This is a genomic window from Pseudophaeobacter arcticus DSM 23566, assembly GCF_000473205.1.
GTDB classification, from domain to species: Bacteria; Pseudomonadota; Alphaproteobacteria; order Rhodobacterales; family Rhodobacteraceae; genus Pseudophaeobacter; species Pseudophaeobacter arcticus.
The window spans coordinates 1,231,820-1,252,964 of record NZ_KI421507.1 but is presented as its reverse complement, the minus strand read 5'-3'; the positions used below and the strand labels follow the sequence as shown (position 1 = coordinate 1,252,964).

The following is a 21,145-nucleotide window of genomic DNA, read 5'->3' as shown; positions in this document are numbered from 1 at the left end:
GCCCGCAGGCTGCCAGGCAGGCCGCGAGACAGGCTGCCAGGCAGGCCGGAACCCCCACGCCAAGACATCACGAGTCACCCCCGCTGCCGGAGACAAACTTAACCAAGAGCGAAATCAGACTGACTGCCCCCTGGGTGTCCAGAACCTCGTCTCCTGGTTCAAAATTGAACGGTGATCCCCCGGGCATCACCTCGACAAAATTCCCGCCCAACAGACCTTCGGATGAGATGATCACCGAACTGTCATCTGGCACCTGAATGCCCTCAAGAACCGAAAATCGGGTATCCGCCCGGAAGGTTTCCGCGTTCAGATCCACCCCGGTGACGGTCCCGATCTTGACCCCGGCAAGGCGGACATCGGTGCCGACGCCCACGCCTTCCAGGGACCGGAAAGACGCCGTGAGCTCATAGCCGCTGCGGGCTGTCGACAGCCCGGCGACCTGCCCGGCATAGACGGCAAATCCGATGGCCGCAGCCAGAACCAGCCCGCCTGTCAGAACTTCAGTTGTGTTATGCGACATTGCGTGTCTGCCTAGATCTATGGGTCAAAAAGAGGAAAGGACCAAAGAGCATTCCGCCCTTGGGTCCAGTGATATATGCGCCCTGTGGTCCTGCGGTCAGGTCCTATTCCGGGGCCCAGGCCTCGTAGTCGCTGCGCGGCTCTGGGCTGGTCCCACTGCGGATCGAGCCCACCGGCGCATAGGCCTTCAGGGTGCCTGTCAGGTTTTCCTGATGCGGCTTTTCCCAGACCTTGTGAACCAGAGGTTTTTTGCTGGGCAACTCGTCAAAGGTACGGTGCAGCCAGCCATGCCAATCCGCACCAATGCGCGAGGCTTCGATTTCGCCGTTGAAGATGACCCAGCGACGGCTGTCATCGGCGTTGTGGTAGAACACATTGCCCTGGTCATCCTCTCCCACCTTGATCCCCTTGCGGGCGGTAAAGATCTGGGTATTCAGCGTCTGACCATTCCACCAGGTCACAGCGCGTAAAAGAGTGTTCAGAATTCCCATGAATGCCTCCGAAGATTTCCCTAACCGTATGACGCAGTTTCCCGCCAAGGTCCAGTGGCTTGCGCGCGGCATGCCGCGGCCCCGGCGGGTTTTAGCAGAACTACAGCCTATGCCTTAAGGTTTGGTAGCCTCGGCCCGCTGCTCGCATCAGGTCAGCCGGTTTGCAAAGCGGGTGAGCAAGATGATCGATATGGAATTCATCGGCCTTGACCGCATCAAAGCCCCGGATCACCGGATCACCGGGCTGATCACAGTGCCGGGCCACAAGCTCCAGCGACCGGCCCTGGGGAAAACTGCTGGCAGAGACCTTGCCATCACCTTGGCATCGCTCAAGTCGCGCATTGCGCCTGTTCTTGTGCAACGCGAGAACCAGATATCAGCGCGCCTTCCCTCAGGGTCTTCCCTGTGTAGAAAGGCTTGTTCTGTCGTAATTTGGGTATGTTCACCCAGTCAGAACGGGCAGGGCTACATCACGCCGCTGGCGCCAAAGCGGTCAGCTCGATCTCGATCCGGTATTTTGGATCAATCAACCCAGCCTCAATCATGGTGGCCGCAGGCGGGTTGGCGCCAAAAGCCTCTGCCAGTATCGGCCAGCAGGCCTCAAACTCCTGCCGGTCCGGCAGGTAATAATTCACCCGTACCACATCGGCAAACCCGGCCCCCGCCTCGCCCAGAGCCTTGCGGATAATCTCCAGGGCCGAGCGACACTGGCTCACCACATCCTCGCCCTGGCCCACGGTGCCGGCCACATGCACAAATCCGCCCGCAACCACGGCGCGGCAATAGCCAACCGTCTTTTCAAATTCGCCACCGGACGAAATTCGCGTAATCCTAGCCATCTGTGATCCTTTCATTTGGCCCAAAATATCCTGGGGGTGAGTGCCCATCGGGCACGAGGGGGCAAAGCCCCTTCTCATCCACACTCTACAAAATAAAAATGGCCAATGTCGTTAAACATCGGCCATTCCAATTGGGCTGCATCAACACCCCGGTCTCAATTGCTTAACTCGCCGAGGCCGGCTCTTTTTCAGCATCCGTATGGATCATCAAAGGCTGCGCATCAGAGGTCACAGCCTCCTCATTGACCACCACCTTGGTAACGCTATCCATCCCGGGCAGCTCGAACATGGTTTCCAGCAGCAGATCTTCCAGGATAGAGCGCAGACCACGGGCACCGGTTTTACGTTGAATCGCACGTTTGGCGATGGCGCTGAGCGCCTCATCGGTAAAGTCCAGCTCGGTATCTTCCAGCTCGAACAGACGCTGATATTGTTTCACCAAAGCATTTTTTGGCTTGGTCAGGATGGTGACAAGCGCGTCTTCATCCAGATCTTCCAGCGTCGCCAGAACCGGCAGACGGCCGACAAATTCCGGGATCAGACCAAATTTCAGCAGATCTTCTGGCTCCAGCTCCTGGAAGATCTCACCAACGCCGCGGTCATCATTGTTGCGCACATCAGCGCCAAAGCCCATGGCAGAGCCCTTGCCGCGCTGCGCGATGATCCGGTCAAGACCGGCAAAGGCGCCACCGCAGATGAACAGGATATTGGTGGTATCCACCTGCAGGAATTCCTGCTGTGGATGCTTGCGCCCGCCCTGCGGCGGCACCGAGGCCACCGTGCCTTCCATCAGCTTCAGCAGCGCCTGCTGCACGCCTTCACCACTCACATCGCGGGTGATCGACGGGTTTTCCGACTTGCGGGTAATCTTGTCGACTTCGTCAATATAGACGATGCCACGCTGGGCGCGTTCCACATTGTATTCAGAGGACTGCAACAGCTTCAGGATGATGTTCTCGACGTCCTCACCCACATAACCGGCTTCGGTCAATGTGGTGGCATCCGCCATGGTAAAGGGCACATCCAGGATCCGCGCCAGGGTCTGGGCCAGCAGCGTCTTGCCGCAGCCGGTGGGGCCGATCAGCAGGATGTTGGATTTTGCCAGCTCGATATCATTGCCGGCCTTTTGCGCATGGTTCAGACGCTTGTAGTGGTTATGCACCGCCACCGACAGAACCTTTTTTGCCATCGCCTGACCAATCACATAGTCATCCAGAACTTCGCAGATATCTTTGGGGCTGGGCACACCATCGGTGGCCTTCAGGCCAGAGGCCTTGGTTTCTTCACGGATGATATCCATGCACAGCTCAACGCATTCGTCGCAGATGAACACGGTGGGACCCGCAATCAGTTTACGTACCTCATGTTGGCTTTTGCCACAGAAGCTGCAGTAAAGCGTGTTCTTGCTGTCGCCACTCGAATTCGTCGCCATGGTCTACCTTTCAGTCCGCTCGCAGCGCCGGTTTCTCCGGGTGCCGCGCCTATCAGTCAGCTTATGACAGCCCTTCGGCGGCCACAATGTCAAAATATGTGCCCCACAAAAACCGGGGCACATGTTGTCTCGTAACGGCGCGCCTTAGCTTTCTTCGTCGTCATCCTTGGCGCGGTTTTCGACGATCTCGTCGATCAAGCCAAAGGCCTTGGCCTCTTCGGGGTCCATAAAGTTGTCACGCTCCAGCGCCGCTTCCACCTTTGCCAGCTCCTGGCCGGTGTGCTTGACGTAGATCTCGTTCAGACGACGCTTCAGCTTCAGGGTCTCTTCGGCATGGATCATGATGTCGGTGGCCTGGCCCTGGAACCCACCCGAGGGCTGGTGCACCATAACGCGGGAGTTGGGCAGCGAGAACCGCATGCCAGCCTCACCAGCGGTCAGCAGCAGCGACCCCATCGAGGCCGCCTGACCGATGACCAAAGTCGAAACCTTGGGTTTGATATACTGCATTGTGTCGTAGATCGACAGCCCCGAGGTCACAACACCGCCGGGGGAGTTGATGTACATCGAGATTTCCTTGGAAGGATTCTCGGCCTCAAGGTGCAAGAGCTGCGCCACGATCAGCGAGGACATGCCATCATGGACCGGACCATTCAGAAAGATAATCCGCTCTTTCAGCAGGCGGGAAAAGATATCATAGGCCCGCTCACCCCGACTGGTCTGCTCGACCACCATGGGCACGAGGGTATTCATATAAGTTTCTCTGGGATCAATCATGCGAACCTGCCTGCGTTGTGTATTGTCCGGCACCATACCAGACAGAGTATTACCTGAGTCTTAGTATCGCCCTCTTGGGCCTGCAAGAGGTGGCTTTTGTTTTTACCCCCCTATCCCCTCTCCGCCCCCCAATGAGGCGGGACCTGTGGCACAGGCGTCGCAAAACATCGGAACGCAGTCGCAATTTCAGGGCAGACAGGCGCAAAGGCACAGTAAACGCAATGCAGGACAGGTGAAAGCCGGGATCCTTCCACGATGACGCAGATGTCGCAAATCGCGCAGCCTGGAGATGCTTTTACCAGATCCCCTGTTGCCGTAACGGGTCTTTCCGCCTTTTGAACCAGGACATAGCCATGACAGAAGATAATTTTGTTCAAAAAGGTGCCTCGGCCACTCTGGCAGTTCCCCATTCCGGCGCGCCGCAGGATTTTTATTTCCTGTTGTTGCCCAAGGCCACAATGCTGCCGGTTGCCGCTGCAATCGAACCTCTGCGCATCGCCAATCAGGTCACCAATTCCAAACTGTATCGCTGGTTTATCCTCACCGAGGACGGCACCCCAATCCGCTGTTCCAACGGGATGATGGTGACACCGGATATGGCGCTCCAGCCGCTGCCCTCGGATGCTTTGGGGTTTGTCTGTGCCGGGGTCGAGCCGCAGTCGACCGCAGGCGATGCCACCCTGAACTGGCTGCGCCGCGAGAGCCGGTTTGGCCGCTCGATCGGCGGCATCTGCACCGGCGCCTTTGCCCTGGCCCAGGCCGGATTGATCCGCGATCAGGCCTTTACCCTGCACTGGGAAAACCAACCGGGGTTTCAGGAGAGTTTTCCCGACCTGACCCCCTCGGCCAACAGCTTTGAGATCAGCGGCCCCCTGATGACATGTGGCGGCGGCAATGCGGCCACCGATCTGATGCTCAACCTGATCGAAGCGCGCCATGGCAAACAGCTGGCGATCATCGTTGCTGACATGTGCCTGCATGTGCGCTCTGGTGGTCTGGCCACACCGCAGAAATCCAACTATGCCGTGGCCATCGGCAGCCGCAACCAACGGCTTTTGAATGCGCTGCAACTGATGCAATCCGCCATCGAGGACCCGCTGTCCATTGGTGAACTTTGTACACAGCTCGACATCTCGCGGCGCCAGCTCGAACGCCTGTTCTCGCGCTATCTGGATCAAAGCCCGATGCATGTCTATTTCGACATGCGCCTTGCCCATGCCTTTGCCCTGATGAACGAAACCTCGATGAGCGTCACCGAAATAGCGCTGGCCTCTGGCTTTAACAGCTCGACGCATTTCTCGCGCCAGTTCAAACGAAAATTTGGCGCCTCGCCGCATTTTTTCCGCAAGGGCTGGAGCTAGGGTCAGGACCCTAAGTCGCAGGCCTCTTGGCCAGAGCGCAAAACGCAAAAAACCGCAGCCTGTTCGCTGCGGTTTTTGCATATTCAGCCTGTTATCCCATTCAGCCTGTTATCCCATAGTGGCCTCCAGCGCTAGGCGGCGGCCTCACGGGTTGGCTCTGCTGTGGTTGCGGCAATTGCCCCCTCAGCCGACGCCGGGATCAGCCCCAGCGCTTTACACAGGGGCAGCCGCCGTGCCGCAAAGGCACTGGCGCGGGCCTGCAATACCGCCAGGTTTTCCTCCGCCTGCTCCAGCACCTGCCCGTCATGATGCAGCCGCTGCCCCTGCGCAGAGAGGATGCTCCAGGCCAGGGCAGCCCAGTCAACCGGCGCCGCCTTGCCTTCGCTATAGGCCAATAGGAACAGCTGTTCGAACCGGTCAAGTTCCAGCCCGCCACCGGTGACCGGAGAGGCCAGAAAACGCAGTGTGTCGCTGTCTTCGGCCCGTTTGCAGACCGCCAGATTAAAGGCCTGACAGCGCGCCTCGCGCGCCTTGATGCCCTCCAGTGGCAGACAGGGTGACAGGGTTCCCGACCCGATCAGCAGCCGCAGCAGCCGCGAGATTTCGCCCCAGGTCATCTGGCCAAAGGCGCCTTGGTCCAAAAGGCGGCGCACAGTGGCTGGCCCCGCCTGCAGGGCCTCCAGAATGGGCCCATATTGCGCCGGGTCCAAAGCGATCTCCCCCAAGCGCCAGCTGAGCCTCAAAGCGCCGCCATTATAGCGCTGCGTCAGCGCCAGCGGGGTCGCAAACCAGGCCCCAATGGCACCGCGTTCGGTATGGCTGCGCCCGCCCTTTACAAACAAATCCGAGCGAAACTGCTCATTCACCAAAACATCCCGCAGGCTTTCGCGGTGCACCGGGTCGCTTTCGGCCTCCAGCATCGCGCGTTGTTGCGGCGTCAGGCAAATGTCGTCGACATGGTCCAGAAGACTGGTCGAGCTAAGGAAGTTCAGCTTGGCCGCTGACAGATCACCGGCAAGATCGGCAAAATGAAACGGTGTCCAGTCGGCATTGAACATCTCATGCGCCAGATAGTTGCGGGACATTTTTCTGGATTTTTCCAATCGGCTGCCAGCGATGGGATTGGCTTTAAAAAACCTGGCTCCTGCCCCTTCCAGCTGCCCGGCAAAGCGCAGCGCCTCTGCAATCCTGTCCTCCAGGGGACCAGTGCCCTGGGTGGCGCGGTCCAGCAGAATACGCCGCAGCGGCATCATCGCGGCCCAGCCCGACAGGGAATTGTAGCTGACATAGACCATGCCGCCAGGTTTCAAACGGCGGCGGATAAAGGCAACGATATGCTGCTGGTTTTCCTGCGAGACCCAGCTCATCACCCCGTGCAGGGCAATGATGTCAAACTGCTTGGGCAGGCTCTCTTCTTGCTCAAAATCAGCAAAGGAGCGCTCGTAGAAATGAACATTGTCCAAATCAGTCTCAGCAGCCAGATCCCGGGCGCCTGCAATATGGGCCGGGTTGAAATCCATTGCGTGAAACTGAATATGCGGGTTGGCGGCTGCCAAGAGATTGGCGGTGAACCCCTGACCACAGCCCAGTTCGCAATAGCTGAGATCTGTCTGCGCCAGATTGTGTTTCTGACCCTTTGAAGTTGCAGCCAGGGCCATGACTGCCGGTGTCATTTCATGAAAAAAATCATGTGTATAGTCAACCTCGGCTACATAGCCGGAAGTCCAGTCGCTCATATACTACCTCTTGGTCTGCTTGGAACGGGCGCGTCTGGGCAACCTGTCCAAAATTGGTGATCAAGAGGTTAAGCTCGCGACATTTCTATTCAATTTTTCCAGATCTCCTGCACCGGCGCCGAGGAGGCAAAACACCGCGCCCTATGTCGTTGGTTCGGGGCCAAACCCGCCCCGAACCGGCGCTTTGATAGGTGGAAATTCCCTCACGACTCCCCGCCTTGCCCCCATCCAGCGTAGAGGGTCCGCAGCGGACAACAGCGGCGGCGGACAACAGCAAAGGGGCGGACTGATCCGCCCCCTGTTCCCATTTTGGTGGGGTGTTCCCATTTTGGTGGGCTGTTCGCATATTGGCGGGTTTTGTCCCCGCCTGTTCAGGTCATGATCCCAGGGAGGTTAGTCAAAGCTTCTGAGGTAGGCCACAACCGCTTCGATATCGCCTTCCTTGCGCAGCCCGGCAAATGACATCTTGGTGCCCTTCATGAACGCCCTGGGCTTGGTCAGAAAGGCTGCCAGGGCCTCTTCGTTCCAGACCAGCCCCTCTTCGCGCGCGGCCAGCATCGGCTTGGAGTATTTGAACCCCTCCACCATGCCTGCCGTGGAGCCAAAGATACCGTTCAGGATGGGGCCCGTGCTGTTCTTGGCCCCCTCGCCGATTTTGTGACAGGCTTTGCACTTTTTGAACACCTTGGCGCCTTGGGCCACCAGTTCCGGGTCCAGCGCCACCTCTTCAACCACGGGCTCGGCTGCCTCTGCTACAACAGGCTCTGCCGCAACAGGTTCCGCAGCATCAGGCTCCGCAGCGGCTTCTTCAACAGTGGCCTCAGCGGTCGCAGTCTCTTCGGGTGTCACATCCAGAACCCGCGCCCGCATGGTGATTTCGACGCTGTCTTTGCAGTCGGACATGCAAGGCTCAGCTTTCCAGAAATGGGCCTCGCTCTGTAGCCGGTCATCGACAAAAAAGCCTTCGGCATTGGGCAGGGTGACATCGGTGAATGTCTCGTTCGAGAGCACAAAATCGTCATCCACCAGATCGTTGGAATAGAGAATATAGGCCACGATGGCATAGACCTCATCTGGTTCCAGCGTCTGCGCCGCGCCAAAGGGCATCGAGCGGTTCACATAGTCCCAGGTGGTCGACAGATAGGGCCAGTAAGAGCCCACTGTTTTCAGCGGATCCTCATGGTCCAGGGTGCCCTGCCCCCCGGCCAGTTTGGGCCAGTTGTCGACGCCCTCGGCAAAATCGCCGTGGCAGACGGCGCATTTTTCGGCAAAGATTTCCTCGCCAGCCAGCACATCGCCCGATCCCACGGGCAAGCCGGTGCCATCTGGTGACACGTCATGATCCCAGGCGGCAATTTCTTCCGGCAGGGCCACACGACCCAGGCCATATGTCCCGGCATAGGCCGGCAGGGTGAGCGCGAATGCGATCGCCGCTCCGGCGATAACTTTAGGAAACTTCGACATTTTCTGCCTCCCCATCGGCTTTGACCCACCAGGTCTGGATGGCGTTGTTGTGATAGATCGAGTTCAGACCGCGCACTGCGCGCAGCTCTGTCTTTGTCGGCTGCACATAGCCCGAGCTGTCCCGCGCACGGGACTGCAACAGCATTTCCGAGCCGTCCCAGTTGATATCGAGGTAAAACCGCGTCAGCGCCTTATCGACACCCGGCGCGCCCAGACGGGCCTTGCTCCAGTTCTTGCCGCCATCAACCGAGACATCCACCCCGGTGATGGCGCCACGCCCCGACCAGGCCAGACCGGTGATCACCAGCGGACCGGTGCCATGGGTGATGGGCGACTGCGGGCTGGGGCTGGTGACGACGGATTTCGCATCCATCTCCCAGGTCCATTTCCGGGCCGAGCCATCTGCCATGGTGTCGGTGTATTTTGAGGTCTCTTCGCGGCTTTCCACCGGGCCATCCATGACCTCGATGCGGCGCAGCCACTTGATCCACATGTTGCCTTCCCAGCCGGGCACAACCAGACGCACCGGATAGCCGTGCTCTTTGCGCAGGGCCTCGCCATTGGCCTTGAAGGCCACCAGCACATCGTCCAGCGCCTTTTCCAGCGGGATCGAGCGGCCATTCGACGAGGCATCAGCGCCTTCGACATAGACCCATTTATCCTTGAAATCGCCTGCGGCCCCCAGGCCCGCCTCTTGCAGCAAGGTGCGTAGCGAGACGCCAGAATATTCCATGTTGTGGATCATGCCATGGGTGAACTGGGCACCATTCAGCTGGGCGCCCGCCCATTCCATCCCCGAATTTGCGGCGCATTCGCAGAAATACACCCGGTTTTCGCGCGGGAAGCGCTCCAGATCGGCGTAAGAGAACACCAGCGGTGTATCCACCAGCCCGTTGATCATCAGCCGGTAATCTTCCTTGCGCAACTCAATCGCCCCCGAGTGGTGACGCTCAAAGGCGCAGCCCTGCGGGGTGATGGTGCCATCCAGCGCGTGAATTGGCGTGAAGTTGATCGAGGAAATTGTATCCGCCGTCAGCCATTCCACATTGCGGCGCACCACGTCCTGTTCAAACTGGATCGGCAACCCATAGGGGGTGGCATCAACACCATCGCCCAATCCGCTGGCCCAGTCCTGCACTTCGGTGATCAGGGGATCCGGCGTCGCGGCCTGGGCCACCTGTCCGGCGGCAACGGCGGCAGCCCCTACTCCGGTTGCGGCTGCACCGGCCAGAAACTGGCGGCGCGATGGCGCAAAATCATCTGCTTTATCGCTCATTTTCTTTTCTCCTTACATCGATAAATTCATGTTAATGAATTCATCAGCGCAAAAATTTTTGATCAGGAAGAGATGCTGCGAGAGGGGGATCTCCGGCAGCACCTCCAGATCGGGCCTAGGCGCCGACCACATTGACCGATGTGTTGGGGGTGACGGAGACCGTCCCCTGTTTGCGGATGTGATCTTCGACCACATCCCAGATCATTGGACCTTCGGTGCCCTCGTTGACGCTGGCCCAGCCGGAAACCATGTAGGATTTGCTGGCCTCGATTGTCTCACCGGTCTTCAACAGGGTCATTTCGCTGATGCGTTCGCCCTGTGGCTTGGTGATATCAATCCGGTAGCCCATGCCACCAATGCGCACCATGTCGCCGCCCTGCTGGTAATAGGGATCGGGGTTAAAGATGTTATCGGCCACATCTTCCAGGATCACCTTGATGAATTCCCCTGTCATTTCCGACCGGTAGGCAGCGCCGTAGCTCATCGAGGTGACATTCCAGATGTCTTCGCGGGTGATGTCATCCCCAGGCACCAGCGACGGCCCCCAGCGCACACCGGGCGACATGGCGATATCCGCCTCACGCTCGCTGAGCAGCGCATCGCAGATCAGATCATCCCAGGTGCCGTTAAAATTGCCGCGCCGATACAGCAGCGAGTCGGTCTTGCCGATCACCTCTGACAGCTGATCCGCATAGGGCGCGCGCTGCGCGTCGATCAGCTGGGTAATCACCGGATCCGGCGCAATCACATCCGAGAAGATCGGGATCAGCTTGTGGCGGATGCCCATCATCTGGCCGTCGCGCACATCCAGATCAATGCGGCTGACAAATTTACCGTTGGAGCCGGAGGCGATGATATGGGTTTTGCCAACCAAAACCGGCTCTGGCAGCGCATCATGGGTGTGGCCCGACAGGATCACATCAATGCCGGTGACAACGCTGGCCATCTTTTTATCCACGTCAAAGCCATTGTGCGACAGCAAAACAACCAGATCAGCCCCGGCGGCGCGGACCTCATCGACCATTTCCTGCATGTGTTCATCGCGGATCCCAAAGGAATACTCGGGGAACATCCAGCCGGGGTTGGCAATGGGCATATAGGGGAAGGCCTGACCAATCACCGCCACCTTGGCGCCGCCACGGTCAAAGAATTTGTAAGGTTTGAACAGTTCCGCCGGCTCGTCCCACTCGGAATCAAAGATGTTCTGGCCAAGCGCCGCAAACGGCAGGCCCTCGACGATCTCATTCACCCGGTCAGAGCCCAGGGTGAACTCCCAGTGGAAGGTCATCGCATCGGGCTTGAGCGCGTTCATCACATTGACCATATCTTGCCCGGCGGTGTGGTGACAGGTGTAGGAGCCATGCCAGGTGTCGCCACCGTCCAGCAACAGCGCATCGGGGCGATCAGCCCGGATGGCATTGATCACCGTGGCCACCCGGTCCATGCCGCCAACCCGGCCATAGCCCTGCGCCAGTGAAGAAAAGTCATCATGGGTCAGCGCATAGGCCATAGGGCTGCCATCGGTGATGCCATAGGCGCGGCGAAAGTCAGCGCCGGTGATATGGGGCACATGGCCCTTGTTGCCCCCAACCCCAAGATTGATCGAAGGCTCGCGGAAATAGATCGGTTTCAGCTGCGCGTGAATATCGGTGATGTGGATCAGGCTGATATTGCCAAAGGTGTCAAACTGCAGCAGCTGATCCTGGGTCAGGCTTTGCTGCGCGGCCAGACGGCCCCAGTTGCCAAAACCGGATGCGCCAACCAGGGCGGAAGCGGCCATCGATACCTGCAAAAAGTCACGGCGCGAGATCATGTCTATCTGTCATCCTGTGCGATCATGAGCGGCAAATATGATTCATATTCGCATCTATGAATTTATTTGAAGCAAAACACCCCGCGCCTGCAAAGACGCGGGGTGTTGGTTTGATTAGTTACGGACCGAGGGACCTTCGACGGACAGGCCATTGCCGCGCGACGCGACATAGAGCTCAAGCGCGACAAACTCGGACGAGCCGGGCTTGTAGGTCTCGGCGCGGGTATCGCGCACGCAGCCTTTGAAGCGGGCCTGCACGTTGTTGAGCTTGGCGTTTTTCAGACGGTAGGTCGGAAAGCCGTTGATGTGGCCCTGGCTCAGGTGATCCGCGCGGATCATCTTGCCATAGCTGTCCTCGTGGCAATTTGCACAGGACAGTTCCAGCTGGCCAGTGCGGGCATAATACATCTCTTTGCCCTGCTCCCAAACCGACTGGACCGGGCCGTCGATGGCAACATTGACCGGCATACCGCGCGATTGCACCGAAATCAGCGCCTCCATCGCGGTCATATCGCCGCCGGTGTATTTCCACGCCTTGGCGCCCATCTGGTTCTCGCGGCAGTCATTGATCTGCATCGCCAGAGTACGGACTTCGCCGGCCTCTTCGTTCCATTTAGGATAGACCGCACGCACCCCTGCCATGCTTTCCTCCACGTCGTCATGACAGGAGGCGCAGGATTTGCCCTCAGAGCCATCGACGGTGTTCCAGGCATCAAAGGCCTTATCGACAAAGACCATGGCGGGATTTTCAAAATCGTCCATCTGCAGGGCCTGGGTCTCATCCGAACGGAAGTGCCACCCTGACATCACCTCGTCCAGAACATCGGCCACATGGGCCGGTGCCGCGGTCTTGGTCACCAGAGTTTGTTCATCGTTGAGCACCAGCGTGTCGTTATCCGCATCCGCATTGGCGGAAAGCGGCAGGCTTAGTGCGACAGCAATGGCGGTAAGCGCCTTATAGTTCATTCCTTGTCCTCCCTTGGGTATCCACCCTGGCCACATATGCGGCCAGGATGCCGTGCCTTTGAGATCCGGAAGGGATCAGGCGATAGCGATCGATTTGGATGTCTCATAAACGGAGCCATCGTCGTCATACCAGGTAAAGGCAAAGTCGCCGGCCTCTGGCACCAGAGCCTCGAACTGGAAATAGGGGTTGGTTGAAACCGCAGGTTCAATCGCAACATCCACGACCAGCTGGCCGTTGAATTCACAGGTAAAGCGATTGATGATCGAGCGCGGAATGACGTTGCCCTCTTTATCCTTGCGCTGACCGCTTTCCATCTGGTGGCTGATCAGGGTCTTGATGGTGATCGCCTCACCAGCACTTGCCGTCTTGGGGACTTTGACGCGGGGTTTTACACCGGATGCCATGTCTTTAACTCCTTCGTATTCAGGCCATATTGCAGGCCGCAATCGGGTATCAGCGGGGCAGAATGCTTAGCCGCCGCAACCGCCGATGGTCACTTTTACAGATGCGCTGGCCTTGGCAAAGCTGCCGTCGGCCAATTTGGCGATGGCCACAACATCCTGGGTCCCCGCAAGGCGGATCCGGGTCGCAGCAGCCTGGCTGCCGGCCAGGGGGCCAAAGGTGAAGGTTGCAACACCCGGCGTTGGGTTACCAGTGGCCAGAACCATGATCGCAGTGGCGCCCGGGGCGTTCACTTCGATTGGCACGGTATTGCCGTTTTCAGCAATCTCCGGCGCAATCAGTTCAATTCCGGTGTCGGCCATGTCGGCACCACCCGTAAATTCGGCAATCCGATCCTCGGCGCTGGCGCTGACCCGCAGCGGCAGCACCGTCATCACAGCAGCACCCAGGGCCAGGCCCAGGGTCTCACGGCGTGAGAACTCCATCATATGTCTCCTTTGACGTTTCGCAAAGCGGCTGGGCTGTCGCCCGCGCTTTACTCTTCTTTTAGGGTCGCGATAAACGCGATCACATCTTCGATTTCCTGTGCAGACAGGATGGGCGTCAGCGCCTCGGTTGGAGCCTTGCCGGTATAGGCATCACCAGGACGCAGAAAGCCGTCGACCTTGTAAAAGGCCGGCATCATCGTGCCTTCAAAAGTCATTTTGGCATTGGTCATCAAGCCGCGAAGCTCTGCTTCGGTCCAGCGATCCCCGGCGCCATCCAGCGAGGGGCCGATTTCGCCGTGAAACGGCACATCCGCAAGGGCTGTCAGCTGATGACAGGCAACACAGTTACCCAGCGATTTGGTGCCTGCGATGACAGCACCGCTTGCCGCATCACCTGGTTTGCCGGTCAAGGAGGTCGCAACGGCGCCATCCTCGTCAAATTGCACATCCTTTGGCGCGACCTCTGCCGCCAGGGTTGCACTCCCGATCAGGCTCACGGCCAGTGTCAGAGATAGTCTCTTCATGGTTCCTCCCGTTGGCTGCCACCCGCGTGCTGCGCGGGCTTAGCTGTTGTATACCGTAGGGCACCCGCCCCGCAAAACGCAACAACAAATTCAATAGTGTGAATTATTATAGCTGTTCACCTGCGTTCAGTCTGCGGACCCATTGTTGCGCTCCGAGATACGGCGCGCGTGATAACGTTGAAAATCTTCCCCATTGTCAAGAAGATACCGCTTTTCGTTCACCCAGGTGAACATGTCCAGTGTTGTTCCCGGACCAAAGGCGCCGGGCATTGTCGCCACCGCAGCCTGGGGCGCCGTCTGCCCCTGCTCTACCTCTTCTGGCAGGAACAGAATCGTCGGAGTGAACAAGACGCCCCATTTGCGTGCCATGTCCTTTTCCGACAACACCTCGCCATCAAAATCGGTGACCTCCACATCGCCGTAGAGGTTCATCTGCACCACAAAGTAGTGCTCGGCAATATAGCCGCTCACCTCGGGACGGGGGAAAACTTCGGTGTGCATCTTGGTGCAGTAGATGCAGCCACGCTGCTCAAAGAACAGCACCAGACGCTTGCCTTCGCTGTTGGCCTCTGCCAGATCCTCGCGCAGATCCTTGAAGGTCTCGCGCATCCAGGGCGTTTTATGCAGCCCGTCATCGCCCAGCTCCACCGCCGCAACATCCGTTGCAACCAGCGGCAGCGCCAGCGCCAGAGCGGCAAGTTTCAACATCCAGTTCTTCATGTTTCTCTCCCAAAATCTCGCATTCAGTCTTGGTCACTATCCAATTGTGGCAAAGCTTGGCATCCAGCGGATCATCACTTCGGCAATCCAGCGCACGCCTCCGGTAACGATCAGGAAGGCAAACAGGATCAGCATGGCGCCCATGATCTTTTCGACCCAGTGAAAGGCCGCCCGGTGACGCGCCACCCAGGCCAAAAACGGCTTGGCAAACAGCGCCGCCACCACAAAGGGAAAGGTCATGGCCGCGCCATAGACAAACAACAAGGCGCCGCCGCGCCAGATATCGCCCAGCCCCGAGGCCACCATCAGGATCGAGGCCAGGGCCGGCCCCACGCAGGGCGTCCAGCCAAAGCCAAAGGCCAGCCCCATCAGATAGGCCCCGGCCAGGCTCGATGGATCGGCGGAACTTTCCACCCGTGCCTCACGGTACAACAAAGCGATACGAATCACCCCCAGAAAGTGCAGGCCAAAGACCACCAGAATCGCCGCCGCCGCGTAGGACAGGATCTCCATATACTGCCCGAACAGCTGCCCCAGCGCCGTGGCCCCCATGCCCATCAGCATAAAGACCGAGGTCACCCCGGCAGCAAAGCACAGGGCGGCCAGGACCATGCGCCGCTGCGCCCCCGCAGCTATCTCGCCGTCGCTGCGCAGTTCAGCCATCGAGAGCCCCCCCAGATAGGACAGGTAAAACGGCACCATCGGCAGGATACAGGGGGTGAAAAAGCTCAACAATCCGGCAAAGGCAGCGCCTAGGTATGAAATTTCCAGCATCACGGTTTTATGATCCTCCGCGCCTCAGGCTGTCTTGGCGCAAGACTTGTGTTATTCACATATTCAAATTATGTAGTATCAAGCCGCAAATTGCGGATGCCGTCAACGGTTGAGGTCATGAATAATCACGTTTCGCCTTTTGCAACGCGCCGCAGTATTGCAGCCACGGTTTGGTCCGGCGTGGCAGGCCTGTTCACCGCAGGCCTGGTCGCTGTGGGCCTCGTCTCTGTTGGCCTGGTCTCTGTTGGCCTGGCCCTCGCCGCGCCGCAGCCCGCGCTTGCCGGGGGGACTGTAACAGAGGCCGCTACGGGCCGCGAGCTGATCATGGTCGAACAGGCCGGCTGTGAATGGTGCAAACGCTGGAACGATGAAATCGGCCCCATCTACCCCAAGACCCGCGAGGGCGCTTTTGCCCCCCTGCGCCGGGTGGACCTGCGGGCGATACCGGATGACCTGAAGGTCACACGTCGGGTCACTTTCACCCCGACCTTCTTGATTGTGAACGACGGTCATGAGATGGCCCGGCTGGAAGGCTATCCAGGGGAAGACTTTTTCTGGCCTCTGATCGCCCAGCTGATGAGCCGGCATCTGGGGTTACCCGCCGAAGGGGCTGACCTGCCCGAGAGCTAGCCGACACAAGACCGAATTGGGAGTTGCGGCGCTGGGTTGCGCCGCCACCACAGGAGACAAAACTATGGCACTACCGCAATTTTCGGCCGATATGGCCCCGGAAGAGCTGGACAACATGGTGGACAATGCCACCAAGGCATCAAACTTCCTCAAGGCGATCAGCCATGAGGGGCGATTGATGATCCTGTGCCACCTGGTCACCGGTGAAAAATCGGTCACCGAGCTGGAAGACCTGCTGGCCGCACGTCAGGCGGCGGTCTCGCAGCAGCTGTCGCGGTTGCGGCTCGAAGGGCTGGTGGTGCCACGCCGGGACGGCAAGGCGATTTATTACCGTCTTGCGGATGACCGCCCACGCCGCATTCTCGAAGTGGTCTACGATCTGTTCTGCGCCGACGACGCCAGCTAGGGCCACATCACCTGAAATTGACGCCCAGCGCGCTGGCATGGATGCAAAACCCATTGCAATGGGTCCTCCAATGACGCTTCACTGAGCCCACCGAGGCATCAGCGGCGCTGCCGCAGCGGAGGCCAGCGCAGCGGAGGCCAGCGGCTCCAACGGAGCTGCGCCGCGCTGCAGATCGCCCCCCATCGCCAGCCCAGGAGGAGAGTTGCCCATGTTTGATCTGTTCAGCGATCACCAGTTGGTCACCGGCATCGGGCTATTCGGCGGCATATTGCTGGGACTGGCGGCCCGGTTGGGTCGGTTCTGTACCCTGGGCGCCATCGAAGATCTGCTCTATGGCGGCTCTTCCCACCGGATGCGCATGTGGGGGCTGGCCATTGGCACCGCGATCATGGGCAGTTTCGCCCTCATCGGGTTGGGGCTGTTTGATGCCTCGCAATCCTTTTATCTTTCGGTGCGCTGGATGCCCATGGCCTCGATCATCGGCGGTCTGATGTTCGGCTATGGCATGGCGCTGAGCGGCAACTGTGGCTACGGCGCCATTGCCCGGCTTGGCGGTGGGGATCTGCGCAGTTTTGTCATTGTCCTGGTGATGGGGATCTCCACCTATGTGGTGCTCTCTGGCCCCCTGGCGCCGCTGCGCAACCTGGTGTTTGAGCAGCAGGATGTCACCAGCGAACTGCCGCCGGGGCTGGCCCATCATCTGGCGGCGCTGACCACTTTGCCGCTTTCCGGCATCGGCATCCTTGCCGGGGCTGTGCTGACTGTCGTCAGCCTTTGGGATATTGAATTCCGTCGCGATGGCAAAAGCCTGTTCTGGTCCTGTGTCGTGGGGCTGGCAGTGGTGTCGGGATGGGCGGGGACCAGCTATATCAACACCCATGGCTTTGAAGCCCTGCCGGTGGTGTCGCATTCCTTTTCCGCCCCCCTGGGGGAAACCATCCTCTGGACCATGACCGGCAGCCTGCGACCGCTCTCGTTTGCGGTGGGGTCGATCACCGGGGTCTGGCTGGGCGCCTTTATTGGCTCGCTGATCAAGGGCCATTTTCGCTGGGAGGCCTGCGACGACCCTCGGGAGCTGCGGCGCCAGATCTTTGGGGCCGCCATCATGGGGGCCGGCGCCGTCATCGCCATGGGCTGCACCGTGGGCCAAGGGCTCAGCGCCTTTTCCCTGCTGTCGCTTTCTGCGCCGGTGACCTTTCTGGCGATCTTTGCCGGAGCCGCCCTGGGGCTGCGCCAATTGATCGAAGGCTTTCGCAGCGCCGCCTAGCCCGGGGTCAGGCCCCGCCACTCCCCCGCTTAGCCCAGCGCCAGTCAAATTGCCCGGCGCCGATCAAAGGCTTTGTGACATTTGAATAATGCGCGACCAATCATAACCTAGCTGTTACAAACCTGCCCCAATCTGCGGGCAACTGCCAGATGTTTCCTGCGCAGACCGTTTTGACAAAGAGAGCAAGCCATGGACCGCAAGCAAATCATCAACGATCCAGAAATCGGCAACAAGGCCGAAGCCTATGAGGCCTTTGACGACATCCCGACAAACCCCAATCTGGAAGCGACCATTGGTGATGTGATCAATACCCGCTATGGCCGCCGCGATATGCTGCGCGGCATGCTGGGGGTCTCGGCTGCGGCCAGCCTGTTTGGCACCTCTGCCCTGATCGCCCCCAACCGCGCCACAGCGGCGCGCCAGACCGAAAGCCGCTATCGCTTTGATGAACTGACCTGGGGCAATGATGAGACCCATCACATCGCCAAGGGCTACGAGGCCGATGTGCTGCTGCGCTGGGGCGACCCGATCACCGCAGAGGCCCCCGAATTTGACGTGATGAACCAAAGCGCCCAGGCTCAGCTGCAGCAGTTTGGCTACAACAACGACTATGTCGGCTTCACCCCCCTGAATGCCGAAGGCACCCGTGGGCTGCTCTGTGTGAACCACGAATATACCAACGAAGAAGTCATGTTCCCCGGCCTTGGCCGCCAGGACAATCAGGGCTTTGCCGGCATGACCAAAGAGCTGATCGACATCGAGATGGCCGCTCATGGCGGCACCGTGGTTGAGATCATGCGCGACGCCAGCGGCAAATGGGCCGTTGTCCGCGATGGTGCCTTTAACCGCCGCATCACACCACTGAACACCGAGATGACCATTGACGGTGCCGCAGCAGGCCATCGCCGGATGCAGACCAAGGCCGACCCTTCCGGCAAAGCCGTAATCGGCACGCTCAACAACTGTGCCGGCGGCATGACCCCCTGGGGCACCTGGTTGATGGCCGAAGAGAACTTCCACGGCTATTTCTGGACCGATGTGCAGGACAGCGACGGCAATCCGGATCTCACCGCCCACGAGGATGCCGCCAGCAAGAAACGCTATGGCGTGCCCGGCGGCTGGTACGCCTGGGGGCAGCACTATGACCGGTTCAACATCGACAAGGAACCCAACGAGCCAAACCGCTTTGGCTGGGTGGTTGAGGTCGACCCCCGCAATCCCGAGGCCAAGCCGGTGAAACACACTGCCCTGGGCCGTTTCCGCCATGAGGGCTGCGAAACCACAGTTTCCTCCGCCGGGAAGCTGGTTGTCTATATGGGGGATGATAACCGCTTTGATTATCAGTATAAATATGTCTCCAACGGGTCTGTCTCCGACACCAATGGTGCCAATTCCACCCTGCTGAGCGACGGTATCCTCTATGTTGCCCGCTTTGATGCCGATGGCACCGTGCACTGGCTGCCACTGGTGCATGGCGAGGGGCCGCTGACCGCTGCAAACGGTTTTGCCAGCCAGGCTGACGTGCTGATTGATACCCGTCTGGCGGCAGATGCGCTTGGCGCCACACCAATGGACCGCCCCGAGGATGCCCAGCCACGCGGCGACGGCACCGCCTACATCATGTTGACCAACAACTCCAAGCGCAAGGACGAGCAGGTCAACGCGGCAAACCCGCGTGCCAAATCCAACTTTGGTCATATCATCGAAATCAAGGAAGAGGCAGGCGATCATGCGGCCACCACGGGCAGCTGGTCGATCCTGGTGAAATGCGGCGATCCAGAGATTTCCGCAGTTGGCGCCCAGTGGAACCCCGAGACCAGCAAAAACGGCTGGTTTGGCTCGCCCGACAACTGCGCCTTTGACGCCGATGGCCGCCTGTGGATCTCCACTGATCAGGGCAGCAAATGGGACAAGACCGGCAAATCCGACGGGCTCTATGCGCTGGAAACCGAAGGGGAGCTGCGGGGCCACTCAAAACTGTTCTTCCGCTGCCCCGTCGGTGGGGAACTCTGCGGGCCATATTTCACCGAGGATAGCGAAACGCTCTTCCTTGCGGTGCAACACCCCGGCACCGATGGCACCAAGGCGCTCAAAGGGTTTGAGCGCGCCTCTACTTTCGAAGATCCGGCCACCCGCTGGCCCGACTTTGATCCAAAGATGCCACCACGTCCCTCGGTGGTTGTGGTCACCAAAACAGGCGGTGGCCGGATTGCTGTATAGCCGGATCGTCTACCGTTAGATCCCGCTACAAGCGGCAACTGCACAGGCTGCAACCGCATAGGCTGCAAGACACAGGTTGCAAGAGACAGGCCCGGATCCTTTCCGGGCCTGATCTGCCTGTCCTCGCGGCGCCATCCTGCCGCCCACTCCCGCCCCACCTGATGGCCCCCTTGACGGCCCAACTTGACGGCCCAAAAAAATACACTGCAATGTGAAAAGATGGTCTGCAGATCTCTGCTAATCTGCGGCCAGTTTAATCCAGGGGGTCTTTCCAGGTGGTCTTTCATATGCGCGCTCTGTGCCAATCACGCTCTCCCTTGTCCCGGATACGCAAGCCCCTGCGCCTCTCGCTGTCACAGGCTATTTCCCCAGCCTCGTTGATGGCCGCCCGCTTGGCCGTGACACTGGCTTTGACACCGGCTGTGATTCTGGCCGTGATCCTCATCTTCAGTTCTTTGCCCCAGCCCGCCCGGGCTACCGAAATTGGCAAACGCGAAGGCTGGGTGATCTTTGAAAGCGAGAAATCATATGAAACCCTGCTGCGGGATCTGAGCACTGCAGTAAAGGCCGAGGGGCTTGTGGTGGTGACCCAGGCCGGCCCAACACAGGCAGCAGCCGCCCGCGGCATTTCCATCCCCGGCAACCGGGTGGTGGGGGTCTTCAACAACGACTACGCAGTGCGCGTTCTGGCCCTCTCCACCGCCGCAATGATCGAGGCTCCGATCCGCTTCTATGTTACCGAGGCAGGCGCAGATCACTCACATCTCGCCTATAAGAGGCCAAGCTTTGTCTTTGCCCCCTATGTCAACGAAGGCGGCGGTCCGCTGCTGCGGATCTCTGCCGAACTGGACCGCCGCTTTGCCGCCATTGCGCGCAAGGCCCTGCGCTAGGCGGTGCAACACTTGGATCATCCCACATGGACAATCCCACACGGACCGTGGTCTCGGTGTCCTTTGGCGCTGCCGGGGTCATTCATCGCCTCACAGCCCGTCACAGAGCCGTGATATGGCTTGCGCCCAGGCGCGCAACCCGCGAATTC

General features: G+C 59.4%; 22 protein-coding genes. 6 read left to right on the top strand and 16 right to left on the bottom strand.

Translation table 11 applies throughout. The features are described from left to right. Nucleotides 1-67: 67 nt before the first annotated feature. From mlaD to ARCT_RS0109885, 5 genes are all read right to left on the bottom strand, one after another. Nucleotides 68-520, bottom strand: a complete 453-nt coding sequence (mlaD, locus tag ARCT_RS0109910) for an outer membrane lipid asymmetry maintenance protein MlaD (RefSeq protein ID WP_027239930.1) — start codon at nt 518-520, stop codon at nt 68-70. A 103-nt stretch (nt 521-623) separates the two neighbouring features. Further along, on the bottom strand, nt 624-1,010 hold the full coding sequence (locus ARCT_RS0109905; RefSeq protein WP_027239929.1) for an NADH:ubiquinone oxidoreductase subunit NDUFA12: 387 nt from the start codon (nt 1,008-1,010) through the stop codon (nt 624-626). 470 nt (nt 1,011-1,480) lie between these two features. Beyond that, the gene (locus tag ARCT_RS0109895; RefSeq protein ID WP_027239927.1) at nt 1,481-1,849 is read right to left on the bottom strand and encodes a RidA family protein; all 369 of its coding nucleotides are present in this window, start codon (nt 1,847-1,849) and stop codon (nt 1,481-1,483) included. A 163-nt stretch (nt 1,850-2,012) separates the two neighbouring features. Beyond that, a complete protein-coding gene (clpX, locus tag ARCT_RS0109890; protein ID WP_027239926.1) occupies nt 2,013-3,281 on the bottom strand; it encodes an ATP-dependent Clp protease ATP-binding subunit ClpX in 1,269 nt (422 codons plus the stop codon). A gap of 144 nt (nt 3,282-3,425) precedes the next feature. Next, nucleotides 3,426-4,058 carry an ATP-dependent Clp protease proteolytic subunit gene (locus ARCT_RS0109885; protein WP_027239925.1) on the bottom strand — a complete coding sequence of 211 codons (633 nt, stop codon included), beginning with the start codon at nt 4,056-4,058 and terminating at the stop codon, nt 3,426-3,428. Nucleotides 4,059-4,411: 353 nt separating this feature from the next. Between ARCT_RS0109885 and ARCT_RS0109880 the strand changes: the two genes are divergently transcribed. Further along, nucleotides 4,412-5,419, top strand: coding sequence for a GlxA family transcriptional regulator (locus ARCT_RS0109880; RefSeq protein WP_027239924.1), 1,008 nt, complete (start codon nt 4,412-4,414; stop codon nt 5,417-5,419). Nucleotides 5,420-5,550: 131 nt separating this feature from the next. On the opposite strand, the gene ARCT_RS0109875 is transcribed toward ARCT_RS0109880, so the two are convergent. From ARCT_RS0109875 to ARCT_RS0109825, 10 genes are all read right to left on the bottom strand, one after another. Continuing rightward, nucleotides 5,551-7,155, bottom strand: a complete 1,605-nt coding sequence (locus ARCT_RS0109875) for a class I SAM-dependent methyltransferase (protein WP_027239923.1) — start codon at nt 7,153-7,155, stop codon at nt 5,551-5,553. A 393-nt stretch (nt 7,156-7,548) separates the two neighbouring features. Then, on the bottom strand, nt 7,549-8,619 hold the full coding sequence (locus ARCT_RS0109870; RefSeq protein WP_027239922.1) for a c-type cytochrome: 1,071 nt from the start codon (nt 8,617-8,619) through the stop codon (nt 7,549-7,551). Next, nucleotides 8,603-9,895, bottom strand: coding sequence for a sulfite dehydrogenase (soxC, locus tag ARCT_RS0109865; protein ID WP_027239921.1), 1,293 nt, complete (start codon nt 9,893-9,895; stop codon nt 8,603-8,605). Before soxC ends, ARCT_RS0109870 begins: the two co-directional genes overlap by 17 nt. Nucleotides 9,896-10,010: 115 nt before the next feature. Then, a complete protein-coding gene (soxB, locus tag ARCT_RS0109855) occupies nt 10,011-11,708 on the bottom strand; it encodes a thiosulfohydrolase SoxB (protein ID WP_027239920.1) in 1,698 nt (565 codons plus the stop codon). Nucleotides 11,709-11,822: 114 nt separating this feature from the next. Beyond that, nucleotides 11,823-12,674, bottom strand: a complete 852-nt coding sequence (gene soxA, locus ARCT_RS0109850) for a sulfur oxidation c-type cytochrome SoxA (protein WP_027239919.1) — start codon at nt 12,672-12,674, stop codon at nt 11,823-11,825. Between the two features lie 75 nt (nt 12,675-12,749). Then, nucleotides 12,750-13,079, bottom strand: a complete 330-nt coding sequence (soxZ, locus tag ARCT_RS0109845) for a thiosulfate oxidation carrier complex protein SoxZ (RefSeq protein WP_027239918.1) — start codon at nt 13,077-13,079, stop codon at nt 12,750-12,752. Between the two features lie 66 nt (nt 13,080-13,145). Further along, complete coding sequence (gene soxY, locus ARCT_RS0109840) at nt 13,146-13,562, bottom strand: thiosulfate oxidation carrier protein SoxY (protein ID WP_027239917.1); 417 nt, start codon at nt 13,560-13,562, stop codon at nt 13,146-13,148. A gap of 50 nt (nt 13,563-13,612) precedes the next feature. Next, on the bottom strand, nt 13,613-14,089 hold the full coding sequence (gene soxX / locus ARCT_RS0109835) for a sulfur oxidation c-type cytochrome SoxX (RefSeq protein WP_027239916.1): 477 nt from the start codon (nt 14,087-14,089) through the stop codon (nt 13,613-13,615). A gap of 126 nt (nt 14,090-14,215) precedes the next feature. After that, entirely contained in the window at nt 14,216-14,809 is a 594-nt protein-coding gene (locus ARCT_RS0109830; protein ID WP_027239915.1) for a thioredoxin family protein, read from the bottom strand. A 36-nt stretch (nt 14,810-14,845) separates the two neighbouring features. After that, nucleotides 14,846-15,583, bottom strand: a complete 738-nt coding sequence (locus ARCT_RS0109825; RefSeq protein ID WP_027239914.1) for a cytochrome c biogenesis CcdA family protein — start codon at nt 15,581-15,583, stop codon at nt 14,846-14,848. A 249-nt stretch (nt 15,584-15,832) separates the two neighbouring features. On the opposite strand from ARCT_RS0109825, the gene ARCT_RS28645 reads away from it, so the two are divergent. Both ARCT_RS28645 and ARCT_RS0109815 read left to right on the top strand, forming a co-directional pair. Further along, nucleotides 15,833-16,213 carry a hypothetical protein gene (locus ARCT_RS28645; protein WP_379574550.1) on the top strand — a complete coding sequence of 127 codons (381 nt, stop codon included), beginning with the start codon at nt 15,833-15,835 and terminating at the stop codon, nt 16,211-16,213. A 64-nt stretch (nt 16,214-16,277) separates the two neighbouring features. Further along, nucleotides 16,278-16,619 (top strand): ArsR/SmtB family transcription factor, encoded by a 342-nt coding sequence (locus ARCT_RS0109815; RefSeq protein WP_009808677.1) that lies wholly within the window; start codon nt 16,278-16,280, stop codon nt 16,617-16,619. Between the two features lie 78 nt (nt 16,620-16,697). On the opposite strand, the gene ARCT_RS28785 is transcribed toward ARCT_RS0109815, so the two are convergent. Beyond that, nucleotides 16,698-16,829 carry a hypothetical protein gene (locus ARCT_RS28785; protein WP_276202240.1) on the bottom strand — a complete coding sequence of 44 codons (132 nt, stop codon included), beginning with the start codon at nt 16,827-16,829 and terminating at the stop codon, nt 16,698-16,700. On the opposite strand from ARCT_RS28785, the gene ARCT_RS0109805 reads away from it, so the two are divergent. The 3 genes from ARCT_RS0109805 (at nt 16,828) to ARCT_RS0109795 (ending at nt 20,996) form a co-directional block, all read left to right on the top strand. Next, nucleotides 16,828-17,886: a YeeE/YedE family protein gene (locus ARCT_RS0109805; protein ID WP_027239912.1), complete on the top strand. Its 1,059-nt coding sequence runs from the start codon at nt 16,828-16,830 to the stop codon at nt 17,884-17,886. The two genes, ARCT_RS28785 and ARCT_RS0109805, sit on opposite strands and share 2 nt — an antisense overlap. A gap of 189 nt (nt 17,887-18,075) precedes the next feature. Further along, nucleotides 18,076-20,106 (top strand): PhoX family protein, encoded by a 2,031-nt coding sequence (locus tag ARCT_RS0109800; RefSeq protein WP_027239911.1) that lies wholly within the window; start codon nt 18,076-18,078, stop codon nt 20,104-20,106. Nucleotides 20,107-20,486: 380 nt separating this feature from the next. After that, nucleotides 20,487-20,996 carry a DUF302 domain-containing protein gene (locus ARCT_RS0109795; protein WP_036784711.1) on the top strand — a complete coding sequence of 170 codons (510 nt, stop codon included), beginning with the start codon at nt 20,487-20,489 and terminating at the stop codon, nt 20,994-20,996. Nucleotides 20,997-21,145: the final 149 nt, after the last annotated feature.